Source organism: Microbacterium arborescens (genome assembly GCF_030369635.1).
Taxonomy (GTDB): domain Bacteria; phylum Actinomycetota; class Actinomycetes; order Actinomycetales; family Microbacteriaceae; genus Microbacterium.
In genome coordinates, this window is sequence record NZ_CP128474.1 from 3,045,206 (window position 1) to 3,067,828 (window position 22,623).

At 71.2% G+C, this 22,623-nt stretch carries 22 protein-coding genes; 9 read left to right on the forward strand and 13 right to left on the reverse strand.

The annotated features are described in order from the left end of the window. The first annotated feature begins 209 nt into the window (after window positions 1–209). From QUC20_RS14375 to QUC20_RS14395, 5 genes are all read left to right on the forward strand, one after another. Window positions 210–1,715 carry an HNH endonuclease signature motif containing protein gene (locus QUC20_RS14375; protein WP_289330307.1) on the forward strand — a complete coding sequence of 502 codons (1,506 nt, stop codon included), beginning with the start codon at window positions 210–212 and terminating at the stop codon, window positions 1,713–1,715. A 443-nt stretch (window positions 1,716–2,158) separates the two neighbouring features. After that, window positions 2,159–2,992, forward strand: coding sequence for a F0F1 ATP synthase subunit B family protein (locus QUC20_RS14380; protein ID WP_289330308.1), 834 nt, complete (start codon window positions 2,159–2,161; stop codon window positions 2,990–2,992). Next, window positions 2,982–3,398 carry a phage holin family protein gene (locus QUC20_RS14385; RefSeq protein ID WP_289330309.1) on the forward strand — a complete coding sequence of 139 codons (417 nt, stop codon included), beginning with the start codon at window positions 2,982–2,984 and terminating at the stop codon, window positions 3,396–3,398. Before QUC20_RS14380 ends, QUC20_RS14385 begins: the two co-directional genes overlap by 11 nt. Next, window positions 3,395–3,970: a DUF3618 domain-containing protein gene (locus tag QUC20_RS14390; RefSeq protein ID WP_120264174.1), complete on the forward strand. Its 576-nt coding sequence runs from the start codon at window positions 3,395–3,397 to the stop codon at window positions 3,968–3,970. Before QUC20_RS14385 ends, QUC20_RS14390 begins: the two co-directional genes overlap by 4 nt. A gap of 138 nt (window positions 3,971–4,108) precedes the next feature. Beyond that, window positions 4,109–5,152, forward strand: a complete 1,044-nt coding sequence (locus QUC20_RS14395) for a YihY/virulence factor BrkB family protein (protein ID WP_289330310.1) — start codon at window positions 4,109–4,111, stop codon at window positions 5,150–5,152. A gap of 34 nt (window positions 5,153–5,186) precedes the next feature. Here the strand turns inward: QUC20_RS14395 and QUC20_RS14400 are convergent, their stop codons facing one another. The 3 genes from QUC20_RS14400 to QUC20_RS14410 are packed head-to-tail and all read right to left on the reverse strand — an operon-like array spanning window position 5,187 to window position 6,717. Next, window positions 5,187–5,672 carry a glutaminase gene (locus QUC20_RS14400; protein WP_289330311.1) on the reverse strand — a complete coding sequence of 162 codons (486 nt, stop codon included), beginning with the start codon at window positions 5,670–5,672 and terminating at the stop codon, window positions 5,187–5,189. Window positions 5,673–5,681: 9 nt separating this feature from the next. Continuing rightward, complete coding sequence (locus tag QUC20_RS14405) at window positions 5,682–6,566, reverse strand: transposase (RefSeq protein WP_120264171.1); 885 nt, start codon at window positions 6,564–6,566, stop codon at window positions 5,682–5,684. A 10-nt stretch (window positions 6,567–6,576) separates the two neighbouring features. Beyond that, complete coding sequence (locus QUC20_RS14410; RefSeq protein WP_289330312.1) at window positions 6,577–6,717, reverse strand: hypothetical protein; 141 nt, start codon at window positions 6,715–6,717, stop codon at window positions 6,577–6,579. An 89-nt stretch (window positions 6,718–6,806) separates the two neighbouring features. Between QUC20_RS14410 and QUC20_RS14415 the strand changes: the two genes are divergently transcribed. Next, entirely contained in the window at window positions 6,807–7,151 is a 345-nt protein-coding gene (locus QUC20_RS14415) for a DUF7882 family protein (protein WP_120264507.1), read from the forward strand. Between the two features lie 31 nt (window positions 7,152–7,182). Here QUC20_RS14415 and QUC20_RS14420 read toward each other — a convergent pair whose 3' ends face one another. The 6 genes from QUC20_RS14420 to QUC20_RS14445 all read right to left on the reverse strand — a co-directional run bounded on the left by QUC20_RS14420 (window position 7,183) and on the right by QUC20_RS14445 (window position 13,908). Further along, complete coding sequence (locus QUC20_RS14420; RefSeq protein ID WP_120264170.1) at window positions 7,183–7,500, reverse strand: DUF7882 family protein; 318 nt, start codon at window positions 7,498–7,500, stop codon at window positions 7,183–7,185. Between the two features lie 61 nt (window positions 7,501–7,561). Next, window positions 7,562–7,798 (reverse strand): hypothetical protein, encoded by a 237-nt coding sequence (locus tag QUC20_RS14425; RefSeq protein ID WP_120264169.1) that lies wholly within the window; start codon window positions 7,796–7,798, stop codon window positions 7,562–7,564. Window positions 7,799–7,887: 89 nt separating this feature from the next. Next, window positions 7,888–8,430: a MarR family winged helix-turn-helix transcriptional regulator gene (locus QUC20_RS14430; protein WP_289330313.1), complete on the reverse strand. Its 543-nt coding sequence runs from the start codon at window positions 8,428–8,430 to the stop codon at window positions 7,888–7,890. 113 nt (window positions 8,431–8,543) lie between these two features. Next, the gene (nhaA, locus tag QUC20_RS14435; protein WP_289330314.1) at window positions 8,544–9,812 is read right to left on the reverse strand and encodes a Na+/H+ antiporter NhaA; all 1,269 of its coding nucleotides are present in this window, start codon (window positions 9,810–9,812) and stop codon (window positions 8,544–8,546) included. 78 nt (window positions 9,813–9,890) lie between these two features. Continuing rightward, complete coding sequence (locus QUC20_RS14440) at window positions 9,891–11,201, reverse strand: hemolysin family protein (RefSeq protein ID WP_289330315.1); 1,311 nt, start codon at window positions 11,199–11,201, stop codon at window positions 9,891–9,893. 190 nt (window positions 11,202–11,391) lie between these two features. Next, window positions 11,392–13,908 (reverse strand): DUF7507 domain-containing protein, encoded by a 2,517-nt coding sequence (locus QUC20_RS14445; RefSeq protein ID WP_289330316.1) that lies wholly within the window; start codon window positions 13,906–13,908, stop codon window positions 11,392–11,394. A gap of 245 nt (window positions 13,909–14,153) precedes the next feature. Between QUC20_RS14445 and QUC20_RS14450 the strand changes: the two genes are divergently transcribed. Beyond that, on the forward strand, window positions 14,154–15,338 hold the full coding sequence (locus QUC20_RS14450) for an MFS transporter (RefSeq protein WP_289330317.1): 1,185 nt from the start codon (window positions 14,154–14,156) through the stop codon (window positions 15,336–15,338). On the opposite strand, the gene QUC20_RS14455 is transcribed toward QUC20_RS14450, so the two are convergent. Continuing rightward, window positions 15,245–17,587, reverse strand: coding sequence for a helix-turn-helix transcriptional regulator (locus QUC20_RS14455; protein WP_289330318.1), 2,343 nt, complete (start codon window positions 17,585–17,587; stop codon window positions 15,245–15,247). The genes QUC20_RS14450 and QUC20_RS14455 overlap by 94 nt on opposite strands. A 93-nt stretch (window positions 17,588–17,680) precedes the next feature. Between QUC20_RS14455 and QUC20_RS14460 the strand changes: the two genes are divergently transcribed. Next, window positions 17,681–18,562 carry a hypothetical protein gene (locus QUC20_RS14460; protein ID WP_289330319.1) on the forward strand — a complete coding sequence of 294 codons (882 nt, stop codon included), beginning with the start codon at window positions 17,681–17,683 and terminating at the stop codon, window positions 18,560–18,562. Here QUC20_RS14460 and QUC20_RS14465 read toward each other — a convergent pair. After that, window positions 18,547–19,086, reverse strand: coding sequence for a YaeQ family protein (locus QUC20_RS14465; protein WP_120264162.1), 540 nt, complete (start codon window positions 19,084–19,086; stop codon window positions 18,547–18,549). The two genes, QUC20_RS14460 and QUC20_RS14465, sit on opposite strands and share 16 nt — an antisense overlap. 53 nt (window positions 19,087–19,139) lie before the next feature. Here QUC20_RS14465 and QUC20_RS14470 point away from each other — a divergent pair, with 53 nt between their 5' ends. After that, window positions 19,140–19,985 (forward strand): NAD-dependent epimerase/dehydratase family protein, encoded by an 846-nt coding sequence (locus QUC20_RS14470; protein ID WP_289330320.1) that lies wholly within the window; start codon window positions 19,140–19,142, stop codon window positions 19,983–19,985. A 6-nt stretch (window positions 19,986–19,991) separates the two neighbouring features. On the opposite strand, the gene xylB is transcribed toward QUC20_RS14470, so the two are convergent. Beyond that, window positions 19,992–21,308 (reverse strand): xylulokinase, encoded by a 1,317-nt coding sequence (gene xylB / locus QUC20_RS14475; RefSeq protein WP_183045349.1) that lies wholly within the window; start codon window positions 21,306–21,308, stop codon window positions 19,992–19,994. A gap of 47 nt (window positions 21,309–21,355) precedes the next feature. Next, the gene (gene xylA / locus QUC20_RS14480; RefSeq protein WP_120264161.1) at window positions 21,356–22,543 is read right to left on the reverse strand and encodes a xylose isomerase; all 1,188 of its coding nucleotides are present in this window, start codon (window positions 22,541–22,543) and stop codon (window positions 21,356–21,358) included. Window positions 22,544–22,623: the final 80 nt, after the last annotated feature.

Sequence of the window (22,623 nt, forward strand, 5' to 3'; positions counted from 1 at the left end):
CCTCCTGAAAGTAGATGTCCCGACCCCCCTCCGGAGCCGACACCCAAAACCTACCGGCACCGATCACGCCAGGTCGATGGGGAGAACTCCCCACCCTGTCGCACCCGTCAGACACCGGCGACCCGACTCTCACACGCCGTCCGGGTCTTTGGATCGGGCGCGGTGGATGGTCGGGGCGCAATGTCGGAGGCCTGTGGCAACATTAGAACATGTATTCGAATGGCGGGCTCGGTCGGCGGGCGAGCAGCGGGATGGGCAGCGACGGCGATGTCGATGCGCTCGCGATGCTCGTCGCGGATGCCGAGGGCGCGGCGGATGATGCGCGGCTGGCGCAGATTCGTGAGGTTCGGGTGCTCGCCGCCGCCGGTGTGCTGGCCGAGCGGCAGGCTTTCGGCGCGTCGGAGCGCGTGAAGGCGCGGGAGATGGCGTTGCGAGGCATCGCCGCCGAGCTGGCCGGGGTGTTCGTTGCGACCGACCGCACCCTGCAACGCCGGATCGACGAGGCCCGCGACTTGGTGGACAACTACCCGCTGACGATGGCCGCGTGGGAGGCGGGCCGCATCGTCCGCGGGCATGTCCGGGTGATCCAAGAGGTCGGATGCATCGTGCCGGCGGAAGCGCGCGAGGAGTTCGAACGGATCGCGGTCGAGAAGTGCGAGGGCGAGACACCGAATCGGGTGCGGGATGCACTGCGGATGCTGGCGGAGCGCCTGCACCCGCGGAGCTTCACCGAACGACATCAGGAAGCCGTCACGAGGCGGTGCGTGCGAGTCCAGCCGGGGCCGGACGGGATGTCGGACCTGATCGCGACCCTGCCGACCGTCATCGCGGACGGGATCGTAGATCGGCTCACTCGGCAGGCGCGAGAGATCATCACCGCTCGGTCGGATCACGACGCTCCCGGCATCCCGGCCAATCGAGCCGACGCAAATGACGCCGCTTGCAACACCCCCTCCCCAGCTACCCCCGCCGCCCGAGCCGACGCAAACGGCGCTGCTCCCGACATCCCCGCCGCCCGAGCCGACGCAAACGGCACCGAAACCGATGCTGACACAGCCATCCACGTCGGGTCGTCGTTCGTCGACGACGCCCGCACCATCGACCAGGTCCGCGCAGACGTGTTCAGCGACCTCCTCCTCGCCGGAACACCCTCCCTCGACCCCACCGACGCAGGAGACGGCGACGGAACCCTCGGGGCGATCCGCGCACACGTCCAGGTCGCCGTCTCCGCCCTCACCCTGATGGGCCACGACGAAGGGCCAGCCGATCTCGCGGGACGCTCCCCCATCGACGCGGCCACCGCACGCGAACTCGCCGGTAACACCACCTCCTGGGCCCGACTACTCACCCACCCCGTCACCGGGACCGTGCTCGAATGCGACACCTACCGGCCCACGAACGCGATGATCCGCCTCCTGCGGGCACGTGACCGGCGCTGCCGGTTCCCCGGATGCCGACAACCCGCCATCCGCTCCGAGATCGACCACACCATCGCCGCCTCCCACGGCGGGGCGACGCACGTGCGGAACCTCGCCCATCTCTGCAAACGACACCACGACGTCAAACACCACACCCGCTGGCACGTACGACAACTCACCGGCGGGAGACTCGTCTGGACCTCACCCACCGGACGGGTCTACCGCGAAGACGCGCCCCCACCACTCGTCACCTTCACGACCTCCGGCCCACCCGGTGCCGAGGCTCCACCGTTCTGATCCGGGGTCACGGGCCAGGGTAAGCGGGAGACGACGACGGCGTGCGGCGCAGCCCTCGATGCCGCGCGTGTCTCGGAGCGCGCTCCCGCGTGCCAGAGCGCACTGCCGGGCGCCGGAGCGCACTGCCGGGTGCCGGAGCGCACTCCCGCGTGCCAGAGCGCACTGCCGGATGCCAGAGCGCACTGCCGGGCGCCGGAGCGCGCTGCCGGGTGCCGGAGCGCATTGCCGAGGGCGTCGGGGCCCGGCCGGTGTCCGAACTCGCATCCGTTCGCGCTGAGTTCAGGCTGAGTTCGCGCCGAGACAGTGCCGAGACAGCGCCGAGCCGGCGCAGCGGACCCAGTCATCCACAGCATGTCGCCGACGTCAAGCCCCGGGGCAAGACGCGGGACTCAGGCGTTACATCGGCACCCCACGAACGCAAAGCGGTACCGAGAGGAGAACCGATGTCGCAGAACTACGGTGAGCCGGCGTCCGGCTCACAGGCAGGATCAGGGCCGGGAACGGCGGAGACGGCGAAGCACGAGGCCGGCGAGGTCGCCGGCACCGCGAAAGCCGAGGCCGGCCACGTCGTCGAGACGGCGAAGCACGAGGTGGCGGGTGTCGCGTCCGAGGCGAAGTCGCAAGCGAAGCAGGTCTATGCGCAGACGAAGCAGCAGCTCACCGAGCAGGCCGCGTCGCAGCAGCAGCGCGTCGCCGACGGGTTGCGCTCGATCGGTGACGAGCTGGACTCCCTGGCGCAGAACTCCGAGAACCCCGGCATCGCCACCGACCTGGTGCGTCAGGTGTCGAGCCGCGTGAGCGGCGCATCCGACTGGCTCTCGCAACGCGACCCGGGTTCGCTGGTCAGCGAGGTCAAGAGCTTCGCCCGGCGCAAGCCGGGGGTGTTCATCGCGGGTGCGTTGATCGCCGGTGTCGTCGCCGGTCGCCTCACCCGCGCGCTCACCGAGAGCGCGAGGGAGGAGCATGACTCCGCCCCTGCCTCCGCTGCCAGCTCCGGCACGACTGCCGACGGTGTGCCGTCGGCCCCCTCGGCTCCGTCCCCGGCGCCGGTGAACGCTCCACTCGACGACCCCATCGGCACGCCGGGCTCGGCGCCCACCGGCATCCCCGCCGCGCCGTCGGCGCCGTCGCACGCTCCCGTCGGCGCGCCGCTCGACGAGCCGATCGACGCAAGGGCGGATGCCGCAGAGCCCACCCCGCTCTACGACAGCTCGCTCGGCCGAACAGCCGACGAGCCGTACACCGAGGGCATCGGGGAGACCCGAGATGACCGATAACCCCACGCCTTCCGAGCAGCAGGCGGCGACCACGTCGCTCGGCGATCTGCTGGGCGAGGTGACACGCGACCTGTCGGAGCTGATGCGCCAGGAGATCAACCTGGCCAAGGCCGAGCTGAAGGAGTCGGGAACGCGGGCGGGCAAGGGAGCCGGGATGCTGGGCGGCGCGGGCTACGCAGCGCTCATGGCGATCTTCTTCCTGTCGATCGCACTCTGGTGGACCCTCGGGCACCTCGTCGGGCTCGGCTGGTCCGCCGTCATCGTCGCCGTCATCTGGGGCGTCATCGCGGCCGTGCTGTACGCCCTCGGACGCAAGCAGCTCGCGAAGGTCCAGGGCGCCCCACAGACCGCCGAGACCCTGGGCAAAATCCCCGACGCACTGAAGAGAAATGAGGAGAACCGATGACCGATTCACCGGAAGCGATCCGCGCCGACATCGAGCGCAAGCGTCGCGAGCTGAGCCAAGACACCGACGCCCTCGTCGACAAGGTGACGCCCTCGAAGATCGCCCACCGTCAGACCGACAAGATCAAGGGCGCTTTCGGGTCACTCCGCGACCGCGTGATGGGCGCGGCAGACGACGCCGGCTCATCGGTCCACGACGCGGGTTCCTCGGTCGCCGGTGGCGTATCCGACGCGGCGCACAGAGTGGGCGCGAAGGCGGAGGGCAACCCCCTCGCCGTCGGCCTGATGGCGTTCGCCGGCGGCCTGCTCGTCGCCTCGCTCATCCCGGCATCCACGAAGGAGAAGGGGATCGCGGCCGACGTGAAGGAACAGGCGCAGCCCCTCGTCGACGAGGCGAAGAGCGTCGCCCAGCAGGTCGGCTCCGACCTGAAGGAGCCGGTGCAGGATGCCGCCGCGGCCGTCAAGGACACCGCGACCGAGGCGGTCTCCCACGTCAAGAGCGATGCGCAGGACGGAGTCGACACCGTCACCGACCGCGCCCAGGAGGCCCGGGGCAACGTCAGCGGCACCTGACATCCGTCGCAGCACGAGCACTGCATGAACCGTGCACCGGGACGGCATCCGCCGCCGGCCCGGTGCACGGTCACGTTTCCCGCGTCGCCGACCGACCCCGCCGCTGACACCCGCGGCGCGCACGATCCCAGGAGAGACATGAGCAACCAGAGAACCGCCGGACTCGACCCCGAGCACCCCGCGAAGCCCGACTCCATCACCGACGTCGAAAAGCCCTCGTGGAAGCACGTGCTGAAACGAACCGTCCGCGAGTTCAGCCGCGATCAGTGCCCCGACCTCGCCGCCGGGCTCACCTACTACGCCGTGCTGTCGGCGTTCCCCGGCCTTCTCGCGGTGTTCTCGCTCCTCGGCGTCATCGGGCAGGGGCAGCAGGCAGCCGACGCCGTGCTCGACATCGTCGGCCAGGTCGCCCCCGGCGGCGCCGCCGACACCTTGCGCGGACCGATCGAGGAGATCGCCACCTCCCCCGGGGCGGGCTTCGCCCTCGTCTCCGGCATCGTCCTCGCGCTGTGGTCGGCCTCCGGCTACGTCGGCGCGTTCAGCCGCGCCATGAACCGGATCTGGGAGATCGACGAGGGGCGCCCCTTCGTCAAGCTGAAGCCCCAGCAACTCGGCGTCACGCTGCTCGCGGTCGCGCTCGTCGTCGTCGCGCTGGTCCTTCTCGTCGTCTCCGGCCCCGTGGCGGAAGCCGTCGGCGACGCGATCGGCCTCGGCAGCACCGCCGTGCTCATCTGGCAGATCGCCAAGTGGCCCGTGCTCGCGCTCATCGTCATCCTTCTCGTCGCCGTGCTCTACTACTTCGGCCCCAACGCGAAGCAGCCGCGTTTCCGCTGGATCAGCGCGGGAGCCGTCATCGCGATCGTCGTCCTCGCCCTTGCGACCGCGGGCTTCGGCATCTACGTCGCGAACTTCTCGAACTACGAGCGCACCTACGGGTCGTTCGCCGGCGTGATCGTCTTCCTGTTGTGGCTGTGGATCACGAACCTCGCCCTTTTGTTCGGCGCGGAGTTCGACGCCGAGCTCGAGCGCGGACGCGAACTGCAGGCCGGGATGCCCGCGGAGGAGACCATCCAGCTGCCGCCCCGCGACACCGCCCGCATCGAGAAGACCGCGAAGCAGGAGGCCGAGGAGCGCGCCGAGGCCCGGCGGCTGCGGGCGACGGGCGGCGCATCGGACGACTGACGTCGTCACCGCACTGCTGTCCGGGCCGGTCGCGTCAGGGCAGCAGCGCGATCCGATCGTCGAGGTAGGCGGCAAGCGGCATCCGAGCCCCCGCCGCGAACGCGACCGTCACCACACCGTCATCGGCGCGCGCGAGCGGCCCCGAGGCACCGCCCGCGTCGACGACGTCGAGATCGATCGGCGACCAGTCCAGGTGCACGGGCTCACCCTCGGCGAAGCCGCCGCGGAACGCCGCCGCAGCACGCTCCGACCGGGCACGCTGTGCCTCGGCGGTGTAGCCGCGGATCGCCTCGGCGCGGGCTCGCAGCAGCTCACCTGTCGCGAAGACCTTCTCGTCGGCGATGAGAAGAACGCCGAGATGCCACGCATCCCCGACCGGCAGGATGCGGGTGGCGCGGCCGAAACCGAGAAGACGGCGTCCTTCGCTGCGGACACCGAGCCGCTCGCGGGCGACGCCGGTCAGCCGACGGCGCGCATCGGCGATGAGTTCGGTCGCAGCATCCGCCATCCCATCCGCCATCCCTCGATGCTATTGACCCTCGCCGCCGACCGACCGCACCTTGCGCTCCGCCGCCGCCAGCGTCTGCCGCGCCGATGCCACCGCGTCGTCGAGTTCGTCGACGGCGGCGTCGGCCCGCTCGGCATCCTCCGACACCCGTGCGAGGTCGCGTCGGAGCTCCTCCGCTCGCTCGTGCAGCCTGTCGGCGCGTTCCCGCACGCTCGCCCGGCGCTCCTCCACGCGCGCCAGCGCACGGCCGGCCTCACTCGCCTCGCGCTGCGCCTCGCGCCGTCGCTTCTCGGCTTCACGCCGCGACCGACGTTCGGCGAGATCGTCTCGTGACCCGCCGGGCGCGCCGGCCGAGTCGGGGGCGCCGGGAATCGAGCCGGCAACGCGATCCTGCAGGTTCTCGGGTTCGAGCGAGCCGGGCTCGAGGGTGCGGACGAGCCGCCCCGCTGCCACCACCGCTCCGGCCACGGCATCGACGATGGCCCCATTGACCGTGCGCTGCACCTCGTCGCGGGCCGCCGCCGATAGGGGAACGCCCGCATCCGCCGCCAGGTCCGCCGACCGACGCGCGAGCGCGGCGACCAGCGCACGCCGCTGTCGGCCGAGCCGGGCGAGCTCCGCGGCGTCGAGGTCGTCCTGCGCTTCCCGCAACGCCGAAGACAGCTCGAGCGCCTCGCGGAACGACGCGTCGCGGCTGAGCAGATTGACCGCCCACGCCGCAACCGTCGGCTTACGCAGGCCCCGGATGCTCGCGGCCAGGTCCGCATCCGCATCCGCATCCGCGTCCGCGGCACGCGCATTGCGGGCCGAGACGAAGTCCGCGGGCGGCACCGCCAGCAGCTCGGCGGCGATCGCGTCGAAACCGGCGTCCCCGCCGTCGCCGTTGGGTGCGTCCTTCGCCGTCATCCCGCCATTGTCACCGACCGCGCTTCGGAGCGCGCGGCATCAGTTCGCCGTCGACGACATCGAAGGCCGGGAGATCCGCGAACACATCGTCGTCGAGCGAGCCGGCGGTCTTGGGCTCGAACTCGTCGTCGGGGCGTGAATCCATCGTCATCGACCTCCACTTTTCTCCGCGATCCACGGAGCGTCGAGGCCTTGACAATGAGATTGGGCTTCGTCCCGCAGCGGTTTAATGTGGTGCTCGTGGGCACCATCTATTACGGAGACGGCGCATCGCCGATCCACATCGACGACCGCACGCTGGCGCACCTCAAGGTCGTCATCGCCACCAAGCTGCGGCGCGGAGAGAGCTTCACGCTCTCATGGCGTCACCCCGACGGCGAACCGACGGGACGCAGCACGATCTGGCTGCACCCCTCGATCCCGCTGAGGTTCGCCTTCGACGACCCCGAGCCGACCACTCTCAGCCGCGAATGGGTCGAGGAGATGGCGAACTCCGCGAACTCGTCCGGCGGCATCATGGTGGTCACCGAGCACATCGACGACCCCGACGCGGTAGCGAAGTCAGGCAACGACGCCACCGCCTGACCGACGCGGGTCCGAGCGGGCGCGTGCCCGTTCAGCCGAGTTCGGGCGCGCCGTCCTCGGCCGGCTCGGGGACGATCGTGAGACCGGCCGGACCGCTCGCGACCTGCATCAGCTCTTCGACCCAGTGCCGGTTGATCCGCGGCTGGCGGCTGCCCGAGAAATGGAACTGCAGCGGCACGGACGGGTGGATCCAGTAGCTGCGACGCTCACCTCCGCGGGGCAGATCGATGTCGAACATGAACGGCTCCGAACGGCGCAGCTTGTTCATGATGACGATGCGCAGGTGCGCCAGAGTCCGGTCGTCGATCTCGACGGAGTTCCCCAGCGTGTCGTAGATGAATCGGCCCACGCGATGAGCCTAACGCGCAACAGACGGTCCGATAAACGACGGACCGTACGAGGGCGACCGGCTAACCGTCGATCTGAGCCGAGGCCTCGACGGCCAGCATCTCAGCCGCCCCCTCTTCGACGCCGATCGGGACGACGACCGGTCTTCCGGCGCTGAACGCCTCCCACTCGCGCAGGACGACGCGCTCGACGTCGACGACGGCGAGGGAGGGATGCGCGGCGGACAGGCGCGCCACGACCCCCGAGAACGACGTCACCACCTGACCTTCGATGGCGAAGCGCTCCTCGGTCGGGGTCACCGGATGGGAACACATGTTCCCATCGTGTCACCCGTCGCACCGCTTGACGAATGTCAATTCGCGGGCTTTCTCCGGAGACTAGCTACTTGTCAGACGGGGTCGCTGCGCGTCGGATCCGGGGCATGCGCGTCGACCTCGTCGACGGCCTGCTGAAGGCGGCCGAGACACGCGATGACGATGCGTGCTTCCTCGGCCGTCATCCCGTCGACAGCCGCGATCATGCGCTCATGCATGCGACCGAGGGTGTCGCGCACCTCGACGTCGGACTTCTCGGTGGCGACCACGTGCACGCTGCGCCGGTCGCTGGGATGCGCCTGACGCGTGACGTGACCGGACTTCTGCAGACGGTCGATCAGCGCCGTCGTCGACGCCGTCGAGATGCCGAGGTACCGGGAGAGCTCGGTCGGCCCGACGAGGCGGCCCTCGCCGTGCGCCTTGATGAGGTAGCGGAGCACGAGCAGCTCGTTCTCACCCATCGACATCGAGTCGCGCGTGCGGCGGCGCATCGCGGCCTCGGCGGCCCGATAGAGCCGGAACGCCTGGAGCACGGCGATGCCGCGCTCGCGCGGGGTCCCGGGGTCTTCCGAGTCCGACGGATACCAGTAATGGGTCGGTGTCGGAACATCGGGCACTTCGGCATCTTAAGACGCAGCGAGGCTGCGCGCACGTGGCGCGCGCGGGGATTGACTCTCCCGCCCATCCGTGCCGCGCCACGATCCGGAACGCGCACCGTGCCGGGAGCGCCTCACTCGTCGCGGTCGAACCCGAGCGCGGGCCCCTCGCCGTCGATGGTGCGGGCTGGCGGAGCGCCCACCGCCGCGGCAGCACGCGCACGTCGCGCGCTCCGGCTGAGGAGCAGTGCCGCGCCGGCAGCCGAGATCAGCGTCCCCAGGAGCACTCCCAGGCGCGCGCCGTCGGTGTGGACGCCGTCGGCGAAGGACAGGCCCGTGATCAGCAGCGACACGGTGAACCCGATCCCGCAGAGCAGCCCGATCGGCAGCAGGTCGCGCACCTGCACCCCCTCCGGCAGCCGCAGAGGCGTCGTGCGGGTGACGATCGCGGTGGTGCCGAGCACGCCGATCGCTTTTCCGACGACGAGGCCGACCACGATGGCCAGCACGACCGGCTGCGCGATGACCCCGAGCGGGTCGCTCGTTCCGACGACACTGACCCCGGCGGCGAAGAACGCGAACACCGGCAGCGCGATACCCGATGAGACGGGACGCACGAGGTCGTCGTACGTATCGGTGCGCGCCACGCTCTCGCCGTGCACCGGCCGCGCGGGAACGGCGAACCCGAGCAGGACGCCGGCGATCGTGGCGTGCACGCCGGACGCATGGAGGAAGCCCCACACCACGAGTCCGAGGGGCAACAGCACCCACCACCGCGCCCACCGCTGCCGGACGACGACCGCGAACACGGCCGCTGCCGCGAGCGCCACCACGAGCGCCACGATGTGGATCGTCGCGGTGTAGAAGATCGCGATGATCAGGATCGCGAGCAGGTCGTCGACGACGGCGAGCGTGAGCAGGAACGTGCGCAGCCCCGGCGGGAGGCCACGACCGAAGATCGCCAGGACGGCCAGCGCGAAGGCGATGTCGGTCGCGGTCGGGATCGCCCAGCCGCGCAGGGCATCGGTGTCGCCCGTCGCGACGATCACGACGGTGAAGAGGACCGCGGGCAGCAGCATCCCGCCGACCGCTGCGAGCACCGGAACGGCGGCCTCGCGCGGCCGGCGGAGGCTGCCTGCGACGAACTCGTGCTTGAGCTCGACGCCCACGACGAAGAAGAACAGCGCGAGCAGTCCGTCCGCGGCCCACGTCGACAGCGAGAGGTCCAGGTGCAGGGCAGCGGGCCCGATCGTGAACTCGGACAATGCCGTGTAGGAGCCGGCCAGGGGCGAGTTCGCCCAGATCAGCGCGAGGGCCGCAGCCGCGAGGAGCAGCGCCCCGCCCGTCGTCTCACGCGACAGCCAGCGGCGCAACCGGGCCCGGCGGGGAAGAGCGTCGTACATGCGAGGAGCCTTTCGATCCTCCGCCGGCAGTCGCCGACGGACATGTCGACCAGACTTCCCGACGCACCGACCGACAGTTTACCCTTCGGCGGGCACCGCCGTCGGCCCGTCCTTCGACGCGCGCGCCACGTGGAGTTCCGCGATACGACGGCGGTCCAGCCGCGTGACCTCGATCGTCGCCCCGTCGACCTCGATGCGGTCGCCGACCCGGGCGAGACGTCCGAGCTGCTCGATCACGAAACCGGCCACGGTGTCGGACGTCCCGCGCGGGATCGAGATGCCGGTGGCCTCCTCGAAGTCCTGCAGGTTCAGCCGCCCCTCGACCGGTCCGCCGTCGCCCGCGAGTGGGTGCGGCATCGCCTCGGTGTCGTACTCGTCGACGATCTCGCCCACGACCTCCTCGACGAGATCCTCGAGGGTGACGATTCCGTCGGTGCCGCCGTACTCGTCGACGACGACAGCGATCTGGCTGCCTTCCGCCCGCATCGACGTGAGGGTCGGCAGGAGCCGCGCAGTCGAGGGGAAGTACCGGATCGGCCGCACGATCGATTGGAGCGGCTGCGCGTCGTCCGAGCCCGCGGCATCCAGCACGTCGCGCACGTGCACGAACCCGGCGACGTCGTCGATCGTCTGATCGATGATCGGGTAGCGCGAGTAGGGCAGGTCGCGCACGAGCGCGGCGGCCGCCCCGACGGTCTCCCCGCCGGGCAACGACACCACCTCGGGACGCGGACGCATCACCTCGCTCAGCTGACGGTCACGCAGCGACAGAACGTCGTCGAGGATGCGCCGCTCGTCCTCGGGAAGCCCCTCGTGACTCGACACGATGTCGCGGAGCTCTTCGTCGCTCAGCTCTTCGCCGGTCTTGTTCGGGTCTCCGCCCAGCATCCGCACGAGCAGGTTCGTCGAGATCGACAGCAGCCAGATCACCGGCCTCATGAGCTTCGCGAAACCGTTGAGCACCGGCGCGACGCCGTACGCGAAGGCGGCGTTGCGCTGAATGGCGAGGCGCTTGGGCACCAGCTCGCCGAGCACGAGCGAGAGGTAGGCGATGATCAGCGTCAGGACGATCGTCGCGACGGTCATCGCGGCGGCATCGGACAGCCCCCACGAGACCAGCACGGGTGCGAGCGAGGGGGCGATCGACGAGGCGCCGTACGCCGCCGAGGCGAAGCCCGCGACCGTGACGCCGATCTGAACGGCCGACAGGAACGTGTTGGGGTTCCGCGCGAGTTCCGCGACCTTCTCGCCGCGCTTGCCGCGGAGCGCGAGGGCGTTGACCTGGCTGTCACGAAGGGTGACGAGCGCCATCTCCGTGGCGGCGAAGACGCCGCCGATGAGCACGAAGACGACGACGAGGACGATGTTGAGGAGCAGATCGCCGTTCACCGGCGGAACTCGCTCGCAAGACGGGGCGCACCCGGGGTCACCCGGGCGCCGGGACTATCGGAGTCGGAGGCCTGAGAGGCTCGATGCGTCATCGCACAAAAGTAGCGGCACCCGCTCGGGATCCGCTGAATGCTTGACAAACGCTGAGGCCCCCACGACGTCGGGTACGTCGCGGGGGCCTCAGTCGTGGTCAGGCGCGCGTCCGGCGGCGCAGCACCACGGCCGCCGCGCCGAGCGCGATCGTCAGTCCACCGAACAGCGCGAGCCGCATCAGCTGCTCGCTGCCCGCTCCGGTCGCGGCGAGCGCCCCCACCGCGGTGCGGACGGTGTCGTCATCCGTCACCGGGTCACCGGTCGGCGGAGTCGCGGTGACGGTCGCGGTGTTGGTCACACCGCCGGCGGTCCGGTCGCTCGCGGTCACCGTGTACGCAGCGGTCGCGGTCACCGACTCACCGGGCGCGAGCACGTGCTGCGCTCCCGGCCAGGCACCGAACACGATCTCGGAGAGTCCGCTCAGCCCGTCTCGCACAGCCACGTCACGGAGCGTGACGTCGCCGGTGTTCGTCACCGTGAAGGTGTAGCGGATGCGGTCGCCGTCGAGCTCACCGCTCTTCGTCAGCGCGATCGCGGGCCCCTGCGGCAGCGGCTGGTCGAACTCGTCCTCGTCGCTCACCGGGTCTCCGGTCGGCGGGGTGCCGGTGACGGATGCCGTGTTCTCGACGACTCCCGCGTCGCGGTCGGCCTGCGTCGGCGTGTAGGTCGCGGTGGCCGTCACCGACTCACCCGGGGCGAGCACGCCCGCCTCAGCGGGCCAGGCACCGTAGGAGAGGTCGGAGAGACCCGGCAGCGCGTCGGCGATCGCGACGTCCGTCAGCGTCACGTCGCCGGTGTTGGTCGCGGTGAAGGTGTAGGTCAGCTCGCCGCCCTCGAGGACGCCGGTCTTGACCAGCGCGATGCCGGGAGTCTGCGCGACCGGCAGCTCGACCTCGTCGTCGTGGGTGACCGGGTCGCCGACGGGCGGGGTGCCTGTCGCGGTCGCGGTGTTCTCGACGACACCCGCGTCGCGGTCGGCCTGCGTCAGCGTGTACGTCGCCGTCGCGGTGACCGACTGGCCCGGGGCCAGCACGCCCTCGGCCTCCGGCCACGCCCCGTAGACGACCGCCGACAGCCCCGGGAGGGCATCGGTGACGGACACGTCGCGAAGCGTGACGTCTCCGGCGTTGCGGACGACGAAGGTGTACGTCGCGACGTCTCCCTCGAGCGCGCCGGTCTTCTCGAGCAGGATGCCGGGTGCCTGCGGCACGGGAACGTCGACGTCGTCCTCGTCGGTCACCGGGTCACCGGCGGGCGGGGTGCCGACCACGGTGGCGGTGTTCTCGACGACACCCGCGTCGCGGTCGGCCTGCGTCAGGGCGTAGGTCGCCGTCGCGGTGACCGACTGGCCCGGGGCCAGCACGCCCGACGCGCCGGGCCAGGCACCGTACGAGATCTCGGACAGACCCGGGAGGGCATCGGTGATCGACACGTTCGTCAGACTCACGTCGCCGGTGTTGGTCGCGGTGAACGTGTACGCGATCTCATCGCCGTCGAGGGCGCCGCTCTTCTCGAGCGAGATCGCGGGAACCGGGTCGGGGAGTGCGACCAGTGCGGGCGCGTCATCCGACACGGGGTCACCGGCCGGCGGGGTCCCGGTCACGGTCGCGACGTTCTCGATGCTGCCCGCCGCGACATCGGCGTCCGTCACGGTGTACGTCGCGGTCGCCGTCACCGACTGGCCGGGGGTGAGCACACCGGGGGCACCGGGCCATGCGCCGAACCGGATCGACGAGAGGCCGGGCTTGGGGTCGGCGAGCGTCACATCGGTGAGCGTCACGCCGCCGTCGTTCGTGATGGTGAAGGCGTAGTCGACGGTGTCTCCCGCGACGCCGCGGTCGCCGGTCGCCAGCACGCCGGTCTTCTCGAGAGAGATCGAGACGCAGTTGGCGTTGACGATGTCGATCAGCGTGCGCTGCAGGGCGGAGAACCCGGCGATGTAGTAGTCGGAGCCCTCCGTCGGCCCGGAGACCTGCCGGATGTGCTCACGGAAATCGGCCAGCGCCTGGCCCGAGAGGTTGTCGCTCACGCCGATCGGGACGATGCGGGTGCCGGTCGCCTTGAGCTCGTTCGCGCTGCGGACCGAAGCGTCCATGACGGCGCGGTCGGTGCTGTTTCCGGGTCCCCGTGCCGGGCTGCCGTACTGGGTCGGGTTGCCGTCGGTGAGGAAGATCAACGCGTCGTAGGTCTCCGGCGACGCGGCGACGGCGGCGAAGCCGCGATCCCAGTTCGTGCCGCCCTGAGCGCTCGCCGGACGCTGGATGCCGTTGACGTAGGCGCCGACGGCGTCGACTCCGGCCTCGTCGGCGAGCGACGTCAGGGGCAGCGGGCTGTTCGAGGGGCCGCTGGTGGCGGGAGCGTTGGAAGCGAAGTTGTGTACGGCGAGCTGGAGCGGATAGCCCTCGAGCGACTGCGCCAGTCCGGCCAGCTCGGAGCGGGTCTGCGCGAGCTGCGTGTCGGTCACCGAATTGGACAAGTCGACGCTGATGGCGATGTTCATCTGGCAGTGCTCGCTCAGCGCGGGGTTCGTCGACGGCGGCACGTCGGACTCGACGGCCTGCGCGCCGACCGCGCCGCCGAGAGCGAGGGCCGACGAGAGGGCTGCCGCGAGCACGCCTCTCGCAACGGTACGGGCGCGACGTCGTCGCGGCGGCGGCGGTGAATCTGGGCGCAGGTATTTCACGGTCATCCTTCGGGTAAAGGGCACAGCGCTCGGGCAGCGCCTGTGAGAGCGCAGCGAATGCGCATCCGCTCGACCCTGGCGGCGACCACCCGTCGCTGACGCGTGAAAACCGGGAACTTCACCTCGCATTTCATCCCGGCTTCGCGCGACCGGTGCGCGCGCACCAGAATGCTCTGGTGCACACCCGGCTCCTCTGGTCGCTGCTGATCGCTGCTCTGGCGTTGAACGCCGTCTACGGCGGCGTCGCGGGAGTGCTCGTTCCCGCCCAGATCGCCCGTGCCGACCCCGCCCATAAGGACGCCGTCCTCGCGGTCGTGCTCACCGCGTCGTCATTGCTCACCCTCGTTGTCCACCCGCTGGCTGGTGCTGCGTCGGACCGGACGCGCTCGCGCTGGGGACGGCGTGCGCCCTGGATCCTCGCGGGTGCGGGTGGCAGCGCCGCCGTGATGGTGGCGCTCGGCCACGCCGAGTCGGTCTGGGCGGTCGCCCTGGGGTGGCTGGTGCTGCAGCCGCTCCTGAACGTGCTGGAGGCGCCGCTCGACGCCGTACTGGCCGACCGCGTCGAACCGTCGCGGCGGCCCCGGGCGGCGGCCTTCTTCGGCATGGGCGCCGCGGGCGGACTCGCCGCCGGCGCGGCGGGTGCCGGTCTCGGCGTCGCCAGCCCGCCGCTGGTGTATGTCGCGCTGGCGGCCGGGCTGATGATCGCAGCGGTCTTCTTCGTGGTCGCGAACCCCGACCGCTCGAGCGCCCCGAGGGCCGTTCGACTACCCATCCGAGAGGCGTGGGCGTCGCGCGACCTCCGGCTCGTCTTCACCGCACGGTTCTTCCTCGTGCTGGGGCATCAGCTGGTGATGGGGTACCTGCTGTACATCGTGATGGACCTCACGGGCGCCTCCGTCGAGGAGGCCGGCCGCACCGCGAGCCTCGTCATCGGCCTGCACATCGTCAGCCTCGTCGGCGGGTCCGTAGCCGGCGCACTCTGGATCCGGCGCCGCGTGCCCTGGGTGGTCGCGGCGAGCGCGGTCCTGGCGGCATCCCTCCTGATCCCTCTCGCCGCGCCCAGCGTCGCCGGTCTCGTGGCGTTCGCCGTCATCGGCGGGGCGGCTCGCGGGGTGTACCTGGCAGCGGATCTGGCCCTCATGATCGACGTGCTGCCGTCCGCCGGCGATTCCGGGCGGGACCTCGGGTTGCTGGGTCTCGCGACGATCGTGCCGCAGACGCTCGCGCCGGCCCTCGCGGGCCTCGTGCTGTTCGTCGGCTCCGGGTCCTACGGCGTCCTGTTCGTCTTGGCCGCGTCGGCGGCGCTGGCATCGACCGCGGTGATCGCCCGCGTGGGGTCGGCATCCGTCAGGAGACCGTAGGCGAGGGCGGCCGCGATCGCCTCCTCGCGCGACGACGCGCCGAGCTTGCGGTACAGCGAACGCCGCTGCGACTTCACGGTGTTGACCGAGACGTGGAGGCGCGCGGCGATCTCCTCGACGCTCGCGGTGTCGACGAGGTGACGGGCGACGACAGCCTCCCGCGCCGTGAGCTGCGGGGCGACCCCCGCGACCGTGATCGGCGCCGGCACGTCGTCGACCTCGCCCGCGAAGAGATCGTGCTCGTCGGCGGGGATGACGAGGAACGGGGTGCGCAGACCGTAGGTGCGAGCGAGCGTGCCCGCACGCTGGGCGAGGACGCGGGCGTCGACGACCCGGCCCACCCGGTGGAGCAGGATCGCCTCGAGCGCCGCGGACTCGGTCCGCTGTCGTGGAGTGCGCGCCGCGACGGCGTTGAGGAGCTTCAGCGCACGTTCGTGCTGACGGTCGAAGACCGCGACGCGGGCGGCGGCGAGCATCACCTCGGGGACGTCGGACGAACGCGAGGTGAGCCGGCGCGCCGACGCCAGGTCGCCCGCGGCGAGCGCCAGGGCGCTCTCGGTGGCGTCGAGCACGCGCGCGGCCGGCGAACCGGACGCGATCCGTCGTCCACGACGACTGCGCAGCGCGCGCAGCCGCTCGAGACCCTCGTGGGGGCGACCGGCGGAGACGTCGGTCCATGCGCGCACCATCGCGATCGCCGACCAATGCTCGATGGTGTCGATGATCGGCCAGATCGGGGCGATCGCAGCCTCCGCGGCGCCGACGTCGCCGCGTTCGAGCGCGAGTTGACTCTCGGCGATCCACAGCATGCTGCCCTGATACTCGTTGAGGATGTCGTCCGGCCAGGGACGTCCGGTGGCCTGCGCCGCCCAGGTCTGCGCCGCCGGAAGATCGCCTATCTTGGCGTGGACGAGGGCCAGGCCGCCGTACGCGACGAGTTCGACGCTCGGTCGCACGGCCGTCGCGAGCGCCTGTTCGAACTGTTCGACCGCCGCCTCGTCGTCACCGCCGTACAGCAGGCTGATCGCCGCGTGGGCGTGCAGATCGCCGCGCAGCCCGCGCAGCTGCTCGAGATCGGCTGCCGGCAGCTCGTCGAGGATGCGCGCCGCCGCGCGGGCAGCGCGCAGACCGCGGTCGCCGACGCCGGTGAGCCGGCGCGCGACCGACTCGACGACGCGCAGCAGGGCACGGTCGGCCGGTTCGCTCTGGCCCGTCTGGACTCCGAGCAGCGCGACGCCCAGCAGCTCGGCCGCGCGGACCTTGTGTTCCCGGCGGGCGTTGAGGATGAGGGCCTGCGCGAGGGCGATGACGGGCCAGCGCCGCAGCTGCAGCAGCGGGATCGGACGCAGCGCCGCGGCGATGCGGGGGCCGTTGCCCCAGAGCAGCTTGAGCCCGTCGCGGCGCAGGGCCGCGTCGACGATGTCGAGGGCGTCCGCAGCGGCGCCCTCCACGAGCGCGCCGAGCCCCGAGCCTTCCCGGAGCAGCGCACGGGCGGCGCGGTGGCGGATCGCGCGCTGCTCGCCCTCGGGAATGGGCGTCGCCGCAAGCGTCGCGGCACGGATCGGCGCCGTGAGCGCGAAGATCAGCGTGCCGTCGTCGGTGCGCCATTCGCCGTGCCCCGCCCGCTCGGCCCGCTCGATGACGGCGTCGTCGCCGCCGAGCTGGGCGGCGAGCGCGGGTGTGAGGAACTCGGGCACCGCCAGGGCGGCGGCCGAGGCCGGCAGCGGATGCGGCGCGAGGCGCGCGAGCACGAGTCGAACCGCATCGGCGTCGACGACGTTCGCCTCGACGACCGCGACGACGGCCGCGGGGAGTCCGCCCGTCACCAGCTGCACGGTGCGGGGATTCAGGTGGGAGTCGCGCGCGGCGACGTAGGCGATCGTCTCGTCGAGCGTGAAGGCGAGATCGCGTACCCATTCCACGTCCCAGGCCAGCGGGACGGCGCGGGCGCTGCGTACGGCGAGCCGAACGACGAGATCGGGCCGGGTGATGCGCAGCTGCCGCACCCGCTCCCAGGCGTCGGGCGCGAGGGCGTCGCCGTCGTCGATGACGAGCGTGCGCGAGACCACGTCGGGGATGCGGCCGTCGCCGGCCCACGTGACGTCGTCACGCTCCTCTGCGAACTGGCGCAGCAGCGTGCTCGCGCCGGCGCCGTCCGGACCGAGCAGAGCGACCAGGGGCGCGGGCGACGCAAGCGCCGAGAGCAGACGTGGGCGGTCCAGGCGCACCGGCGCGCGCAGGGGTGCCATGGTTGGAATGCTAACGGAGCCGCCCCGCCGGAGTCGACGCCGCACGACCGGGCGACCGCCCCCGCGGGTGGCGGGATGTGCCACGATTCAAGGATGGACGAGGGAGTTGCCGCCGAGCTTCGAGCCCTCCGCAACCGCGCCTACGCGCCGGGCGGCGACATCGCCGACGACCCGGTGGCACTGGCACGACTGGCCGAGCTCGAGGAACGCGAACGCGAACGCCGGCTGCCACGCGCACACGAGCACACGCCCGCTCCGGAGCCGGAGTCGCCGCCGATCATCGACACGGTGCCGAACGCGTCAGCGGTCCGGTCCGACGAGACGCGGGACGACGAGTCCCAGGGGCACGGGTCCGGGAGTCACGAGTCCGGGAATGGCGCCGCGGACCCGACGGTCCCTCGCGCGCGACGGCCGCGACCCCTGCTCATGTGGGCCGGGTCGCTCGTCGCCGTGGCAGCCCTCGCGGTCGGCGTCACGGCGTTCGCGACGGCGCGCAGCGCCTCGACCGCGACGGCGCTGCCGCCGGACGCGCGCGTCTCGCACGTCACGACGCTGCTGCCGACGGGGGCCGAGTTGCCGGAGTTCTTCGGCGGCTACGACCGGAACCGCGAGGGCCGGTCGTTCGAGCCCTTCCTGGGACTCGCCGTGTTCGAGACCCCCAGCTTCTGGTCGCTCGACGAGAGCGAGTCCGAGTCCTGCGTCATCGTCACGCGGGTCGCCGACGTCGAGTCGTCGACGAGCGACTCCTGGTCGGGATTCATGGACCAGGGCTGCTCCGCCGGCGCGTTCCCCGCTGCCGTCTCCTTCGTCGTTCGCGATGATCAGCCCGAGGATCTCCTCGCCCGCTACCCCATCGGCACCGCGATGCAGCTGGTGCTGACGGATGCCGGCGTCGACGTGTTCGTGTCGGAGGCCCCGACGTCCTCCGCGGCCCCGGAGGCGCCCGACGGCGCCACGGGTCAGCCGGCCGGCTGAGTGATGACGTCGGACTCGGCGGTCACGCCGTTGAGCTCGACGTAGAGGTGCCGCTCGGTGACCGAGACCGTCACGGTGTTGCGGCGGTCGAGGGCCGTGACGAGGGTGTCGATGAAGCCCGGCTCGAAGCTGTGCAGGGCGATGTCCGAGACACGGTGGATCTTCTTCCCCGCCCACGCCGCGACGATCGGTCCGGGGTTGCGCTGCGTGTACACCGCGACGCGGTCGGCCTGCTTGCTGCCGAGGTGCAGCCGTGAGGCATCCGGCGCCCCCACTTCGATCCAGGCGACGATCGATCCGGTCAGGTCGCGGACGAGCACGGCCGGCTCGTCCTTCGCGGCGATGCCCTCGGTGAAATCGATGCCCTCCTCGTACTCGAGGCAGTAGGCGAGCAACCGGGTGAGCATGAAGGCATCCGTCTCGGAGGGATGCCGCGCGAGGCGCAGCGCGAACGACTCGTACACGCCGCGGTCGACGTCTGCGAGCGTCGCATCGAACGTGTGGATCGTCGCCCCGGCAGCCATGAGGAACGAGCCTAGCCGCCCCCGGGTGCACCACCGTGTGCGACGCTGTTCTCATGCGGATCGCACTGACGGGATCATCGGGAAAACTCGGCACGGTCGTCGCTCGTGAGCTCACGGCGGCGGGCCACGAGGTCATCGGCTTCGACGTCGTCGGCACGCGCGGGCCCGCGTTCGTGCAGATCGACCTGACCGACTACGGCCAGGTCGTCGACGCTTTCGGCTCGGTGGGCGACCGCCACGACGGCGTCGACGCGATCGTGCACCTCGGCGCGGTCCCGGCCCCCGGTATCCGTCCCGACATCGCGACCTTCCACAACAACATGGCCGCGACCTTCAACGTCTTCCACGCCGCGACACGACTCGGCATCGACCGGATCGTGTACGCCTCGAGCGAGACGGTGCAGGGACTGCCGTTCGACGTTCCGCCGCCGTACATCCCCGTCGACGAGGATTACCCCGCGCGCCCCGAGTCGGTGTACTCGCTCGTGAAGCACCTCGAGGAGCAGCTCGCGATCGAGCTCGTGCGCTGGCACCCGGGCCTGTCGATCACGGCGCTGCGGTTCTCGAACGTCATGGTTCCCGAGGACTACGCCGAGTTCCCCTCCTTCGACGCCGACCCGGTGCGCCGCAAGTGGAACGTGTGGAGCTACATCGACGCACGCGACGGCGCCCAGGCCGTGATGCGTGCACTCGAGAACGCGCCGGCGGGATTCGACCGGTTCCTCATCGCAGCCGCCGACACCGTCATGTCACGCCCGAACGCGGAGCTCGTGGCCGAGGTCTTCCCCGACGTCGAGGTCCGCGGCGAGCTCGGCACGAACCGGTCGCTCTTCTCGACGGAGAAGGCGCGGCGGCTCCTGGGGTACGAGCCGAAGCACTCCTGGCGCGACCACGTCTGAGGCGGTCTAGCCGGCATCCGCCGCGACGACGCGGCGGGCCTGCTCAGCCGCGCCGAGCGCGACGTATTCGCCCGGGGCGGGAACCTCGACGTCGAGACCGAAGACAGCGGGAGCGATCTGCTGCACGGCGGCCGACCGCGCTCCCCCGCCGACCAGGAGCACCCGGCGCAGCGGCACCCCCTGGTCGCGCAGGGCGTCGAGCCCGGCGCCGAGCCCGGACAGCATCCCCTCCACCGCGGCGCGGGCGAGGTTCTCGCGGGTGGTGGAGGCCAGCGTCATCCCGCTCAGCACAGCCGTCGCGTCCGGCAGGTTCGGGGTGCGCTCACCCTCGAAGTACGGCACGAGGGTCAGCCCGCCCGCACCGGGATCGGCCGACAGCGCCAGCTGCGACAGCCCGTCGTGGTCGACCCCGAGCAACGCCGCGACCACGTCGAGCACGCGTGCCGCGTTGAGCGTGCACACGAGCGGCAGATGGTGACCGTCTGCCGAGGCGAAGCCCGCGACGGTTCCGGTCGCATCGATCGCGGGCGTGTCGCTCACTGCGAAGACGGTGCCGGACGTGCCGATCGAGACGACGACGTCGCCGAGGCCCGCGCCGACGCCGAGAGCGGATGCCGCATTGTCGCCGGCACCCGCGGCGACCCGCCGGCCAGCCCTGTCCTCGACCCATTCGTCGGCGGCGAGCACCCGCGGCACGACGACGTCGTGTCCGAGGGCCGACACGAGAAGCTCGCGGTCGTATTCACCCGTGACGGCGCTCCAGTACCCGGTTCCCGACGCGTCGGAACGGTCGGTGACGAGCTCGCCGAGAACCGCGGCCCCGGCTGAGCCGTCGGCGGCGGGGCCGAAACCGCGCAGCCGCCAGGTCAGCCAGTCGTGCGGCAGCGCCACCGCCGCCGTGCGCCCAGCGTTCTGCGGCTCGTGGTCGCGCAGCCATCGCAGCTTGCTGATCGTGAACGAGGCGACCGGGACGAGCCCGGTGCGTTCGGCGAGGCGCTCGGCGCCGAACTCGGCCACGAGATCGGATGCCGCCTGCGCCGACCTCGTGTCGTTCCACAGCAGGGCGTCGCGCACGACCGCCCCCTGCTCGTCGAGCGCGACGAGACCGTGCTGCTGACCGCCGATCGACCACGCCGCGACGTCGGACATCCCGCCCGCGAGCTCGACGGCAGCCTGCAGCGCAGCCCACCAGGCTTCGGGGTCGACGCTCGTGCCGTCCGGGTGGGGCGCACGCCCCTCCCGGACGACCCGACCGGTGTCGGCGTCGACGATCACGACCTTGCACGATTGGGTCGACGAGTCGACACCCATGACCAGCGTCATGCCGGCATCCTTCTCTCTCGCGTTGCGGGGCTCGTCGCGCTCAGGCGTCAGCGCGCACCGAGCAGGTGCTCGGTCGCGAGCTGCTGCAGACGGACGAACCCGAAGCCCTTGCCGCCGAGGTAGGCGTCGGTGTCGAAGTCCTCGTAGGCCGAGCGGTCGGCGACGAAGTCGTCGTAGCTCTCCCCCTCGCCGAACGTCGGCTGCGCCAGCTCGGGAACGCGGGCGGCCTCGAGCGCCTCCTGGACCTCGGGGTCGGCGCGGAACGCCGCGGCCCGCTCCTTGAGCAGCAGGTAGGTGCGCATGTTCGCGGCAGCGGAGTCCCAGACGCCGGTCTCGTCTTCGGTGCGGCTCGGCTTGTAGTCGAAGTGACGGGGTCCGTCGTACGCCGGGCCGCCGTTCGGGCCGCCGTTCTCGAGGAGGTCCACGAGGGCGAACGCGTTGTGCAGGTCACCGTGACCGAACACGAGGTCCTGGTCGTACTTGATGCCGCGCTGACCGTTGAGATCGATGTGGAAGAGCTTGCCGTGGTACAGGGCCTGCGCGATGCCGGCCGCGAAGTTCAGCCCCGCCATCTGCTCGTGCCCGACCTCGGGGTTCAGCCCGACGAGTTCAGGACGCTCGAGCGACTCGATGAAGGCGAGCGCGTGACCGACGGTCGGCAGCAGGATGTCGCCGCGCGGCTCGTTCGGCTTCGGCTCGATCGCGAAGCGCAGGTTGTAGCCCTTCTCGACGACGTAGTCGCCGAGGAAGTTGACGGCCTCGCGGTAGCGCTCGAGCGCCTGGCGGACGTCCTTCGCGGAGTCGTATTCTGCCCCCTCGCGGCCGCCCCACATGACGAAGGTCTCGGCGCCGAGCTCGGCGCCGAGGTCGATCTGCCGCAGCACCTTGCGGATGGCGAAGCGGCGGACCGCACGGTCGTTCGAGGTGAAGCCGCCGTCCTTGAAGACGGGAGCGCTGAAGAGGTTGGTGGTGACCATGGGAACGGTCAGACCGGTGTCGGCGAGCGCGCCCTTGAGGCGATCGATCTGCGTCTGCCGCTCGCTGTCGCTGGATCCGAACGCGAACAGGTCGTCGTCGTGGAACGTCAGTCCTGCGGCCCCGAGCTCGGCGAGCTTCTCGACCGCGTGGACGACGTCGAGGGGCGGACGGGTCGGGCCGCCGAACGGGTCGGTGCCGTTGTAGCCGATGGTCCAGAGGCCGAACGTGAACTTGTCGGCCGGGGTCGGGGTGCGCATGCGTGCTCCTTCGCTTCGATTGCTGCGGGCTCAGCGTAAGTCGATTTGTCTATTACGTCAACAAACTGGATTCTCGTAGG